Annotated in this window: 12 protein-coding genes; 5 read left to right on the forward strand and 7 right to left on the reverse strand. The window is 32.3% G+C overall.

The window, feature by feature from the left end; translation table 11 throughout:
- Window positions 1-11 precede the first annotated feature (11 nt).
- Both OD803_RS02415 and OD803_RS02420 read right to left on the reverse strand, forming a co-directional pair.
- Window positions 12-302, reverse strand: coding sequence for a DUF1272 domain-containing protein (locus tag OD803_RS02415; RefSeq protein WP_262732232.1), 291 nt, complete (start codon window positions 300-302; stop codon window positions 12-14).
- Between the two features lie 141 nt (window positions 303-443).
- A complete protein-coding gene (locus OD803_RS02420; protein ID WP_262732233.1) occupies window positions 444-1358 on the reverse strand; it encodes a dihydrodipicolinate synthase family protein in 915 nt (304 codons plus the stop codon).
- A 169-nt stretch (window positions 1359-1527) separates the two neighbouring features.
- Here OD803_RS02420 and OD803_RS02425 point away from each other — a divergent pair, with 169 nt between their 5' ends.
- Window positions 1528-2370, forward strand: a complete 843-nt coding sequence (locus OD803_RS02425) for an AraC family transcriptional regulator (protein ID WP_262732234.1) — start codon at window positions 1528-1530, stop codon at window positions 2368-2370.
- 1 nt (window position 2371) lies between these two features.
- Window positions 2372-2515 carry a hypothetical protein gene (locus tag OD803_RS02430; protein WP_165353656.1) on the forward strand — a complete coding sequence of 48 codons (144 nt, stop codon included), beginning with the start codon at window positions 2372-2374 and terminating at the stop codon, window positions 2513-2515.
- Here OD803_RS02430 and OD803_RS02435 read toward each other — a convergent pair.
- Window positions 2512-3090 (reverse strand): PhnA domain-containing protein, encoded by a 579-nt coding sequence (locus OD803_RS02435; protein ID WP_262732235.1) that lies wholly within the window; start codon window positions 3088-3090, stop codon window positions 2512-2514. The genes OD803_RS02430 and OD803_RS02435 overlap by 4 nt on opposite strands.
- 69 nt (window positions 3091-3159) lie before the next feature.
- A complete protein-coding gene (locus OD803_RS02440) occupies window positions 3160-4347 on the reverse strand; it encodes a response regulator (RefSeq protein WP_262732236.1) in 1188 nt (395 codons plus the stop codon).
- Between the two features lie 179 nt (window positions 4348-4526).
- Between OD803_RS02440 and OD803_RS02445 the strand changes: the two genes are divergently transcribed.
- The 3 genes from OD803_RS02445 to OD803_RS02455 are packed head-to-tail and all read left to right on the forward strand — an operon-like array spanning window position 4527 to window position 10341.
- Entirely contained in the window at window positions 4527-7616 is a 3090-nt protein-coding gene (locus OD803_RS02445) for a hypothetical protein (RefSeq protein WP_262732237.1), read from the forward strand.
- Window positions 7616-8833, forward strand: a complete 1218-nt coding sequence (locus tag OD803_RS02450) for a hypothetical protein (RefSeq protein ID WP_262732238.1) — start codon at window positions 7616-7618, stop codon at window positions 8831-8833. The genes OD803_RS02445 and OD803_RS02450 overlap by 1 nt, the downstream gene beginning before the upstream one ends.
- A complete protein-coding gene (locus OD803_RS02455; protein ID WP_262732239.1) occupies window positions 8827-10341 on the forward strand; it encodes a glycoside hydrolase family 5 protein in 1515 nt (504 codons plus the stop codon). Before OD803_RS02450 ends, OD803_RS02455 begins: the two co-directional genes overlap by 7 nt.
- Here the strand turns inward: OD803_RS02455 and OD803_RS02460 are convergent.
- From OD803_RS02460 to OD803_RS02470, 3 genes are all read right to left on the reverse strand, one after another.
- A complete protein-coding gene (locus tag OD803_RS02460) occupies window positions 10331-11548 on the reverse strand; it encodes a glycosyltransferase (protein WP_262732240.1) in 1218 nt (405 codons plus the stop codon). The two genes, OD803_RS02455 and OD803_RS02460, sit on opposite strands and share 11 nt — an antisense overlap.
- 136 nt (window positions 11549-11684) lie before the next feature.
- On the reverse strand, window positions 11685-12926 hold the full coding sequence (locus OD803_RS02465; RefSeq protein ID WP_262732241.1) for an oligosaccharide flippase family protein: 1242 nt from the start codon (window positions 12924-12926) through the stop codon (window positions 11685-11687).
- Between the two features lie 28 nt (window positions 12927-12954).
- Window positions 12955-13233, reverse strand: coding sequence for an STAS domain-containing protein (locus tag OD803_RS02470; protein ID WP_131506127.1), 279 nt, complete (start codon window positions 13231-13233; stop codon window positions 12955-12957).
- Window positions 13234-13277: the final 44 nt, after the last annotated feature.

The following is a 13277-nucleotide window of genomic DNA, read 5'->3' on the forward strand; positions in this document are numbered from 1 at the left end:
ATTTGTTTTACTTATGGATTCCGCATCAAGTGCGGAATGACAAAGTCTAATTTTTTATTAATTCGTTTTAAATGTGCTTCAACATCTACTGGTTTAAAAATCACTTTTGTTGAAACAGGGTATTTTTTTAAAAGCTGTTTTGGTCGTATTGGTCGTTTCTCAAAATCGCCTCCACAATTAGGACATACATGCTGTAAAACGTTCTCTACACAATCCTTACAAAATGTGCATATCATTGCCTCCCGAGAATCATAAGGCAATGATTTATTACAATGTTCGCATGTTGGTCTTATGTCTAACATTTTTTATTGTGTTAAGGATTGAGGCTTTGTTTGAGCTCTTTAGCTTTTAAGGATTCCGAACCGAAGTGCGGAATGACAAAAAGGTAAAAGCGAGTGCCGAAAGCCTGACCACGCTTTTTGCGTGGGAACACCCAAATTAGTTTATAAATTTTTATAATCTGGAAGTTTTGGTCGATTTTCCAGACTCTTTTCTATGATTTTTATAACCTGTTTGCGCTCTTCTCCATGTAATGGCAAACGAGGAGCACGAACATTTTCGGTTCCTATTTTAGTATAAACTTCAGCGAGTTTAATATTTTGTACTAATTTAGGGTTTATATCTAACTCCAACAACGGCAAAAACCATCTATAAATGTCAATTGCTTCCTTAATGCGTCCTGCTTTTTGAAGTTCGTAAATTGCAACCGTTTCTGCTGGAAACGCGCAAACCAAACCAGCAATCCAGCCATCTGCTCCCATGAGCAGACTTTCTAACGCTAAGGTATCAACTCCTGTCATGATTTTTAATCGGTCACCAAATCGGTTTTTAATTCTAGTAATGTTAGAGATATCTCGCGTGGACTCTTTTACTGCTTCAATGTTATCGCACTTGAGTAATTCTTCAAACATATCTAAACTCACCTCTACCTTATAGTCAACAGGATTGTTGTAAATCATTATTGGCAATGAGGTATTATTTGCAACTGCTTTAAAGTATTCTACAGTTTCTTTATTTCCAGATTTATAGCGCATTGGAGGTAACATCATGAGTGCTTGTGCTCCATCAACTTCAGCTTTTTGAGCTGTAGCAATTGCAGCTTTGGTACTTTGTTCTGCCACATTAACCAAGACAGGAACTCTTGAATTTACTAGATTTACTGTAGTTTTTGTTAGAATACGCTTTTCTTCATCTAACAACGTACTCGCTTCTCCTAAAGTTCCTCCTAAAACAATACCATGTACACCAGCTTCTAACTGAGCATTGATATTTTTTTCAAACATTTTTAAATCTAGTTCATCAGTGTCAGTGAACTTTGTAGTAACTGCTGGCATAACGCCTTTCCATTGTATACTCATAAATTACGTTTTTTTGATAGTGTAAATTTAGAGTAACAATTGACTAAAAAATTAATAAGCAGTTATCCTTAATTGATATTATATTATCCAGTTTAGTATATTTATACTTAATTTTGAATAGTATTTAATTATAAATTTGTTTTCACAGAAATAAAAACAGCCATTTTAAATGCGAGTATTACCTTTTAAAATTCCAAAACCTGAAAAAGATGCTTTTGTCTATCAAGTTGATAACGCAGCTATTTTTTATGATAAGCTACATCAACACGAAGAAATACAAATGAGTTTTATTGTTGAAGGTGAAGGTACATTACTAGTTGGCGATACTATTAACTACTATTCTAAAGGCGACATACTTATTATTGGCAGCAACTTGCCTCATGTGTTTAAAAGTGATGAGAGTACGTGCAACACATCACACATGCTAACATTGTTTTTTACTAAAAAGACTTTTGGAAGCACTTTTTTTCAACTTGAAGAACTGAAAGAGGTTCAACCTTTTTTTAAAAGAGCAACTCACGGATTTAAACTTACATCTAAACAAAAACTAGCAAGTGAACTGTTTTTTAAATTAGAAAATGCTTCAAAATTAAACCGACTAATCATCTTGCTTCAGCTTTTAAAACTGACGTCTTCAGCAAACTATAAAAGTTTATCTTCTTTTATATACGACAAAAAATACACTGATAATGAAGGTGCGAGAATGCGAAATGTTTTTGAGTATACTATGAATCATTTTCATGAAAATATTACACTTGAAACGATTTCAGAAATTGCAGCAATGACCAAAAACGCATTTTGTAAATACTTTAAAAAACGCACCAATAAAACTTATATTCAATTTTTAAATGAGCTAAGAATTGAGCATGCCTGCAAACAATTAATTTTAGATAAAGAAATTACTATTGCTCAAATAGCTGAACATTGCGGATTTAATAATATGTCCAATTTCAACAGACAGTTCAAATCTCTTAAAGGCTTGACGCCTTATGTTTTTAGACAAACGAGCTGACATGAAAAACAAACACACTTATTTAATACTAGCTATTGCGCTACTTATTACAATTTATGGTGTAGTAAGCGGTAAATTTTTCTTCTTGTTTATCTTTTTACCCTTAGGTTTAGGGCTTTTCAGTAGAAAGAGAAGGGATGATTAAAGCTTTTTTACATACTCGGTAACAATAACAATTTGTTGTCCGTCAACTTTTCCTTCAATATAAGTGGCGTTTTCATGATCTAAACGAATGTTGCGAACAGCTGTTCCTTGTTTAGCTACCATACTTGAGCCTTTTACTTTAAGGTCTTTAATAAGCACTACAGAATCACCATGTTCCAATATTACACCATTAGAGTCTCTATGAATAATTTTTTCGCTGTCGTCTTTATGCTCACCTGTTTCTTTTGCAAATGCCATTGTTTCGTCATCTAGATACATCATATCTAGTAAGTCTTGTGGCCAACCTTCTTTACGAAGTCTTTGTAACATTCTCCAAGCCATTACTTGTACTGCTTTGTGCTCGCTCCACATGCTGTCGTTTAAACAACGCCAGTGGTTAGCATCCATATCTTCATTACCTTCAATTTGATTAAAACAGGTTTCGCATGCAAGAATACTTGTATCTACAGTTTCATTTAGTGCTGGCGGAATATTGTATTGTTTTAAACCTGTTTTAGAACCACAAAGTTCACAGCTGGTATTGCTTCTTTCTTGTAATGTTTGTAAAACGCTCATGTTGTAGAATATTATTTTGCAATAATAAAACAAATAATGGTTTTACGAGTTTGAAAATTTGAGTAATAGTTAGTTTATCTCAAAGTTCACTTGTTGTAATTCAATTTGGTCATACGTTGGCTTTGATCTATACACCCAAGCTATTTGAGCTAACTGCATTACAATTTTTACAGAATCTTTCATTGATAGTTTAGAACCATCTGCGTGTATCCATCTTTTTAATGGCTGCTCACAAAGCAATGCCTTTGCTTGTTTTAAGCCAAAGTGTTGACTCATTCTTTTAAAGATTTCTACATCAAAAATCCATTGTGTAACAAACTTATCTTTAAAGGCTACTTCTATAACATCTTTACTAAAGATTTTAGCTCCACATTGTGTATCTTTAAAATCCATTTTTAAAATCTTTCTGATTATAAAATTGATTGTTAAGCTTATTATTTTACGAGCAGACTCTTTGGTAATATTAGCTCCCATTCTAGATATTCTAGAACCGCTTACAATTTTAAAATTTGAAGTTTCAATAGTTTTTACTAAATCGTCAAAATCTGATAAATCTGTAGACAAATCGGCATCTAAAAATCCTATGTAATCTAAATCGGCTTTTTTTGCCATGTGTAACATACCCAATCTAACAGCTTCTGCTTTTCCGCCATTTTTCTCACAGTCATACACCGTTATAAAGTCTTCTCTTCCTTTTTGAAGCTCTTTTAAAACCTTAAGAGTATTGTCTTTGCTTCCGTCGTTTACAAAGCAAAGGTGGTATCCTGAATTCTTATCTATATAGCTTAAAAACTCATCACTTAATAAACGCTCTTCTTCATTATAACAAGGGATTACAACACCTACGCAACGTTGTTGAATCATAACATCACTTTTTTCCACAGCTGATATAACTTTTGGCGCACCTATTAATCGTTTTACACGAGCGCTGATTTCGTTTAAGCTTAAAGGTTTTTTCATATAGTCATCTATTCCTAATTCAAAACCTTCAGTTATTGTTTCATCTTTAGTGTCTCCAGACAATACCATGATTGGTGTTTGTGCTTTTTTAGTAATTCTTATGTGTTTTACAACATCTAATCCAGAAATATCTGGCATATTTACATCTACAATTACTAAATCTGGCTGGTATGAATTGTATGTTTCAATTCCATCTTTACCTTTAGTTTCAATTTTTACATCGTAACCTAATTCTATTAATCTTTTTTGAAGTGGTAATAACACTAATTGTTGATCATCTATTGCTAAAACTTTCATAATGAATTATTTTTAATTGTTTTTGATACTCCAAAAGTACTCTCAAAGACGCTCTAAAAAGATAATTTTAGTTTAACCTATATTTTAGTGTCGACGAATGGTAGATTGCTGTAGATGATTAAAAAATGAACCACTATCTAATTTATTTATCTTTACATTGTTGAAATGTTTAACCCTAAATGAAAGAAACTTCAAACAAATATTTAATTACTGCGCTCCTACTTGGTTTAGCGTTTCATGGTAGTTCTATCTTTTTTACATTAGAGACTACGTATGATGCATTAATTCATTTGTTTTTTGCTGATCATTATGCTAACAGTTGGTTTGAACCCTGGAATTATAAATGGTATACTGGCTTTACAGTACAAAGTTATCCGCCATTAGTTCACCAAAGTATAGCGTTACTTTCTTTAATTGGTGGTTTAAAATTTGGTCTATTTAGTGTCGCGCTTATTGCTATTGTTCTTTTTATAACTGGTGCTTATAGGTTTTCATTAATGATGACTGCAAACAAAACCGTTGCAGGATACGCTTCTGTTTTGGCTGTGTTCTCCTCTTCGTTTGTTGAAACGCTACATATTTTTGGGCAATTGCCAAGTATTGTTGGTATTTCAGTTTTAATGCATGCCTTACCAGAAATATACTTATGGCTTAAAACTGGTAAGAAATGGTATTTAGCAACCTCTTTATCATTGATTGCTGTTACTGTTACGTCTCATCATGTGACACCTATTTTTGGGATGGTCTTTTTTATATTTCCTTTGATAGGCATGGTACTTATGGATGTCTCAAAAGAGCAAGTTGGCACCATGAAAGCTGTTACTTTTAAAGTATTTTTAAGTAGCTTTTTTAAACTTTTTAAACGCATTGTTGTTTTTGGAGGCTGTTCTTTAGTGCTTATTGTTGGCTGTATATTTCCTTATTGGTTAAACTCAAAAGCTAACCCAATTACACAAGTCCCTATTCCGCATGGTTCTAGAGATAATTTTCTTGAGATTACATCTTCTGGTTTAGTTTTCTTTTTAATTCCTTGGGGCGTTTTACTTATTCTACTTCCTTACATTTTTTACAGATATTACAGTAAGCGTTATTTATTTTTTGGGTTATCCATAACAATATTAACCGTTTTAGGAACTGGAGGCACAACACCTATTCCTAGAAAAATGCTTGGTGAAACTGCTTTCAATATTTTAACGTTAGATAGATTTACACTTTGGGCATCTATTATGTCTATACCTATGCTTGGTGAATTTGCCTACCGACTTGTTGAAGGTGATTTAAAAGCTAGAATTCAATCACGATTTGGCGCTATTTACCATCGTATTATTGGAGGTATTCTTGCTGGTTTATTTGTTTTTATGGTTGTATTCACAATGAGTTTAGGCTATTTTAGACCATCACAACCGCAAAAAATAAAAATGCTTCCTATTGTGAATTTCCTAAACCAGGATGATCATGATAAGTGGCGATTTTTAACACTTGGTTTTGGTGACCAAATGGCTTGGTTAAGTGCACAAACCAATGCTATGACTGTAGATGGCAATTACCATTCGGCAAGACGATTACCTGAACTTACCACTCGCCCTATAGAACGTTTAGAAAACTCAAAATTTAAAGGTGTTGCAGGTATTGGTTCTTTACAACAGTTTTTAACAACACCTGAAAAATATAATCTTAAGTATATTTTTTCTAACGATAAGTTTTACGACCCAATCCTTTACTTTTGTGGTTGGCAACGTTTACGTCAGTTAGAAAATGGCATTATGGTTTGGGAACGTTTAAACATTCCTCCTGTTTCGTCTATTTTACCAAAAGATGATGTTGCTAAATGGTTAAAAATACATTGGGGAATTATGCCTTTTTTAACGGTTTTAATTGCTTTTGTTTTAAACATTCAAATGCTATGGGTTAACATGCTTAAAACACGTTTTAAACCAATTCCTGATTTTTTAAAATACCCTGTAAACTATTCACACTTTTCTAAAAACCTGTTACGCATAACGCACCTTTGGTCTTTTATTTTAGCTATTGCTGTATTTTATGGTATTTATCTTTTTTACTTAAAAAACGATTCGCAACGCAGTCCTGAAAATGCTATTATTGCTTATTATGATGCTTTAGATTTTAAAGAGTTTGAAAAAGCTCATAGTTTAATCAACCCAAAAAGCAATATTGATATTGCGCAATACATGCTAGAAATTTCTGTTACCGACGGATTGTTAAGCAGCTATGCTAAAATGGATGCAATTACTACTGAAATCACAAAACACAATGATAGTGTTGCTTCTGCAAAAGTAACGAGTCAATGGATTACACCTCTTGAAAAAATTGAAAAGGTCGATTACAAATCCCTTTTAAAAATTAAAGGGAACTGGTTTTTACAACCAGACGAATTAAATAACGACTTGCCACCAGACCAACTGTATTCAAATAATACCACACAATATTTCAACCAAGGAAGAAGACGTATCACGACAGAGCAAACGCATCATGAAGACATTTTAAAACAACCTGTTTTAGAAGTTGTTTCGGCAAAATTGGTAAAACATAATAATAGCTATGCTATTGTTGGCGAAGTACAAAATATTGATAATGTTCCTGCTGATGTCACCTTAAAAGGCACACTTTATAACGATGCCAATAAACAACTAGCCACTTACAATGCTAAATATCATGTAAAGCATAAATTAATGCCTAAAGAATCTAGTAGTTTTAGAATAAATTTTGAAGGTATTGCATGGTCTAAAACGCAAGACTCCATACCAGACACTTTCAATCCTGACGAGTTTACTCCGATTGAATTTGAAGAACAACCAACTAAATTCAACTTGCAAGTAGCTGGAAATGTTTCTGGTTCTGATTTATATAAAAATGTGGTATTAAGCGACATTCACATTACTAACAGCTCAATTAATGGCAATCTTTTTAATAGTGGCATTCAAGAAATAACCATACCACAGTTACTTATTACCTATTACAATGCAAATAAAGAAATGGTTTGGGTTGATCACTTGTTTATAAAAGAAGGCATTAGACAACAGCGCAAACAAGATTTTAAATATGATATTTTAAACAATGAAACTATAGCTGTAATTTCTGAAAATATGGAAAATATTTATGTCAATGGTTTACCTAACAAAGCCATTGCTTCAAAAATTATATCAAACAGAATACAAAATCATACTGCTGCACAATTACAACCTATTGAGCATCCTGATTTTAGTTATATAAAAATTGAAATTAACACCTATATAGGAAACCCTAATTAATGCAAATAAAAGGCACATACTTGTTTATTTTATGCTTGATGTTTTTATCATCGTTTTTTGTTGTTCAGCAACAAAAATCAGTAAAAGACATAAAACTTCTAACTACCAAAACACAGTTTGAAGTTGGTAATGCCATTACATTAAAATTTTCTGGTAACGAAACCTCAACACCTTTACTTTATTGCTCTAGCAGTTATGGCTCCACATTAATTTCGGGTGCAATAACTGATAACACTTTAGCTTATACTATTCCCGAAGCAATTTCAAATAAAACAGGAGTTGTAAACTGGAAGCTTGTTAACGACAGTACGTTGCTTTCAGGAAAGTTTAATATCAATCCAAAAGCTGAAGTTGCCACTATGGAAACCTATATTGGTCCGCCAAGTATCGAAGCTGGCGGAACAGATTACACCATGCTTGTAGTGATACCAACAGATTCACTTGATAATCCTGTTCCTTCAAACACACAGGTTAATGCAAAACATCAATTTTTAGCATCAGAAGATACTAGTGCTATTTTCACAAATAACTTAATTGCTTATAAAAACATTTATTCTAAAACTGAACATGGCAGAATGCTTATTTCTTCTGAAAGTTTAGGCACAAATTCTAAAGAGTTTACCATTAATGTTACTGCTGCAATACCTTCAAATTTCAATATTTATTCAAAACGTCCTCATGAATATGCCGACGGAAATCAAATAACAACTTTTTCAACATCAATTATAAAAGACCAATTTAATAACACTGTGAGCGACGGTACATTTGTAACTTTTATTATTACAAATAGTCAAGGAAATATTTTAAAAACCTCCGGAACAACTATTGATGGTGTTGCTACTGCAAAAATGATTCATCCTGATTATAGTGACAATTGGGTAGTTAAAGCCTTTATTGATGGTATGGCTGAAAGTGATGAAATTACCATAAACTACAAGCAAGCAATAGATGACTTTGATGTTGCTTTTTCAAAAAACAACCGAACTATAAACGTTGGTCCTTTACAAAGTTTCATGCAACAAATGATTCCTGACGGCTTGCAGGTAACACTTCATATTTACAAAAACAATGCACTTATTCAGTCTGAAATAAAAACCTCTTATAATGGTTTTGTGAGTTTTAATATTAACGAAAACATTTACCTTAAAGGACAATATGACTTTACGGTTATTGCTGCTGGCATAGAAAAAAACTTTAAAAATAAAACACTATGGTAAGCCTTAACAAAAACATATTGCGTGCTGCACTTTTGGCTTCGTACATAGTAATTATTGCATTGATTATTTTTGGCGTGAGCGCTTTATACAGCTACTTAAATACAGGTGCTGACAGAAGTGCAATGCTACATACAGAAATAAAAAAGATAGATCAATATTTACCTAAAGTACATTGGCAATCTACAAACAACGAAGGCAGACCCATTGATAGTGAAAACCTAAAAGCAATTCAAAATGATTATTTAGATGCGTGGTATGTTAGGCATGTTGCCTATAAAACCAATACAAAAAATGGCATAGAAGATTATTTTACTGATAGTGCAAGAGAAAATATATACCAATTTATTGCACTAAACAGTTCTAAAAACATCACTGTAGAATCTACTACTTTAAGTCACAATATCACATTAGAGTTTTTTAGTGAAGACGGACAACTAGCAGTAATCACTGATCGTAATGTACAGGAATACAAACGTGTATTTCAAAACAAAAAACAACTACTAGAAACCAAAGAAGTTTCTACCTACAAAGTGGTTTTACTTTTAGAAGATGGTTTTTGGCGTATTAGACATTTTATAAAAGAAACAACTAATGCAGACAATGCAGCACCAAAATCTGTTTCAGTTAGTCCTTTGAGCATAAAAGGAATAAACTATTATCCGCAAGCAAATCCTTGGAATATGTTTGGTGATAGTTTTTCTAAAGACACCATTAGCAAAGACTTTAAAATTATAAAAGATGCTGGATTAAATTCGGTTAGAATTTTTGTGCAATATGATGATTTTGGTAAAGCCAATGTAAACCCCGAAAAACTAAACAAACTACAACAAACTCTAGATGCTGCTGAAGAAAACAAGCTAAAAGTTGTTGTAACATTATTTGATTTTTACGGAGATTACTCTGTACTAAATTGGACCTTAAATCAGCGACATGCTGAAACTATTGTAAAGGCACTAAAAAATCATAACGCTTTACTTGCTTGGGATATTAAAAATGAACCTAATTTAGATTTTGAATCTAGAGGGAAAGATAATGTTATTGCTTGGTTAGACAACATGATTGATTTGGTAAAATCTGTTGATAGCATTCACCCTGTTACCATTGGTTGGTCAAACACCAAAAGCGCTACTATATTAAAAGATGATGTTGATATAGTTTCGTTTCATTATTACGAAGATTTAGACAATTTAGACACCGAAATTAAAACGCTAAAATCTAAAACAGACAAACCATTAGTGCTACAAGAATTTGGGTTATCATCTTATTCAGGATTTTGGAATCCGTTTGGCGCTTCAGAAGAAGACCAAGCTAATTATCATAAAAAAGCCCAAAGCATCATTGCAAAAAACAATTTACAATTTATGTCTTGGACCTTGTACGACTTTGATAAAATACCAAAGGAAGTCGTTGGTAGACTTCCTTGGCTCAAAAACACTCAAAAACAATTTGGTTTCATTAATAAAAATAATACCAAAAAACTTTCTTTTAAATATATTTCTAGAGAATAATTTCTGAAGTACTTACTTCTTCTCTATTGATTTTTCTGTCTATAATTTGCTCAAAATTATTTAGGTACATATCTGCTATTGTTGACATAGGAAATGCTGTAGCTGCTTTATAATTAGCTTGTCCTAACTGCTCTCTATAGTTATCATTTACCACAATTGCTTCAATAGCATTTGCTAAACTCTCTACAGATGTTGGCTCAAAAAACTCACCTTGGTATCCTTCATCTTTTACTAATAATGCTAAGTCTCCTAAATCTGGCATTACAACAGCCTTTCCATAACTTCCTGCTTGGTGTAAGACACCAGAGCTTCCTGTTGTAGATGTATAAGGGAATACAACAACTGCACTTTCATTAAAAATTACTGGCACATCTTCTTCTTCAACATAACCTGTAAATCTTACTTGTGGCACATGCTTATAATCTTCTTGCACTTTAGCTAAATATCCTGGTACGTTAGGGTTATCTGTTCCTGCAATAACTACTTCTAAATCTAATCCTGTACGTTCTCTTACAAGCTCAACAGCTTCAATCATACCTTCAACTTTTTTGTAAGTTCCAAACTTACCAAAGGTCATAATTTGCATTGGTCCTTCAGGGATTTGATAATTTGGCTCTTCAGCTACTTCAAAAGTGCCATGAGGAATTAATGTTACATTTTTAGCATTGTACTTGCTTTCTAAAATGTCAACATATTTTTGCATTGTTACAGCAACAGTATCTGCCTGAAGTATTAATCGTGTTAATGTGCTTCCTATAAAACCATACACTTTTTGCATTATTTTATTAGATGTAAAACCTGCATTTCCTAAATCTACTTCTTCTAAAATGTTATGTAATAATACAATGTTTGGAATACGTTTCAATCTGCAAACTAATGGCAACATTAATCCTAAAGCTGCTGCTACTTTTTTATCTCCAAACTTCATAAATTGTAAATTGAACAATACTGAATCTGGCTTAGTGTCGTTGATTGCTTTAGTTACTGAAACAATATTTTTATAGCTATTGAATTTCCAGCATTCTTTTACAGTAATTTTACAACCTGCTTCGGTAAATTCTAAGTCTTTTTCTCCTTCTGTTTTATCAGTTAATAGTATTAATTCAGTTACATTTTCTTTTTGTCTAAACTGCTTTACTAAATGATATGCATATTCGTTTAAAGTAACTTTACTTGGTGGATATGCTGTTACAATTGCTAATTTCATAAGGTTAAGTTTTTGATGTTTTTGTTGTGTTTTAATTATAGTACAAATTTGAGGCTTATATTTCCTAAAAAGGGTTGATCTTAGACAGAACGTCTTTTACTGTAGACGAATGGTAATTTGCTATAGATTAAGTTTTTTAACGTCTTTTTTGATCAATTACAAAGAATACAACTTGAATTAATAGCAGCAACACCATAGCTATAATTTGCATGTGTACCACTTGTTCTAAACTGTCGTGAAAGAATACGACTAAACCTACTTGAAGCATTCCAAAAAGACCTGAAATAACCACTGGAACATATCTATCTAAAGACAAATAGTAGTAAGCAAATAAGTTTGATATTGCAAAGAGTCCTGTTGCTAATGCGTACTTCCATAACAATGGAGCCATTGCTAAATAACTATCTCCAAATAGTAGTGTAATAGCTGTTTCAGGAAACAAAGCGCAACCAATAATTATCAAAGCTGCAATAGTTGCTATGTAACCAACATATTTAAATAAAATAGGTGCTGTTTCTTTTCCTTCTTTTTTAAGTTGAATTACAGTTGGCAACAACAACATTACAAACATCCAAGCTATAAAGTAAACGATTCTACCTATAAGCGCTAGCGAAGCATAAAGACCTGCATCATAAGACTCAAAGTAATGCTTAACCAGTAATATGTCACTGTTGTTAATTATAATTTGTGTTAATTCATAAAACGCTGTTATTAAGAAAAAACGTTTTACTTGCTTTGAATATGTTGAAGGAATCACATAAGAAGATTTAAAACTAAATCCTTTAAACTTGAATGGTATTAAACCAAACCCAAAAGAAATTAAAATACCTACAGCAATAACTACTGAAGACTGTATGTTGAATAAAAAAATTAAACCTAGCGTAATGAGTAGTCTACTTAACATTTCAGATTGATAAGTAACTGATAATGCTTTAAATTGCTTTTTACCTTGAAAAACGCCTCTGTTTACACTCATTAAAAAATACAAAGGCACTCCAATACCAAAAATAACGAACATACTAGACGAAGATGTATTAAAAACCACCTGTAAGTCTTTAGCAAAAAAGACTATTAATGCTCCAAATGCTAAACCAAATATTGTAGCATTTTTATAGATTTTAGCTATAAAGCTGTTAAAAATTTCATTCTCAAAAATCACTGAAAATTTAGCAGTCACCAACTGAAATGTCATTGCTACAAATGATAGCACCAACAAAAAAGTGATTAATACTGCGGCATCAGCAAATTGAGCAGGTCCTAAAACACGACCTAAAATAAGATTGTATAAATAGTTTCCTCCGTTTACAGCCAAAACGCTTAACATAAACAGCTGTTCTGGAGACATTTTCTTAACTTTTATTGTAGTAGTTGCTTGCATGACTTTAGGGCTTTAAGATCAAACTTGTTTAGGCTACGTTTTTTAGTCTTAACTCGTCAAAAATTTCTTTACAACCATTACCTAAAATGTAAAATGGCTTTTTCCAAGCTTCTGCTTTTTCATAAAGTGATTTTAAAGCTCTCATTCCGTTAGAATCAATTTCAGTTACATTATTGATGTCTATCGATAATCCGTTTCCTGAATTAAGTGCAATTGCAAAATGCGCTTGAAAATAGCTTGCAGTTGCAGCGTTAATTCTCCCTTTTACTTCAAATGTTTTCTCGTTTCTTGTAATACTAAGTGCCATAATCCAATTATTTTTGTGTGTTTGTTTTTGATTTCTGATACAAA

The organism is Gaetbulibacter sp. NE (assembly GCF_025548475.1).
In the GTDB taxonomy this organism is placed as follows: domain Bacteria; phylum Bacteroidota; class Bacteroidia; order Flavobacteriales; family Flavobacteriaceae; genus Gaetbulibacter_B; species Gaetbulibacter_B jejuensis.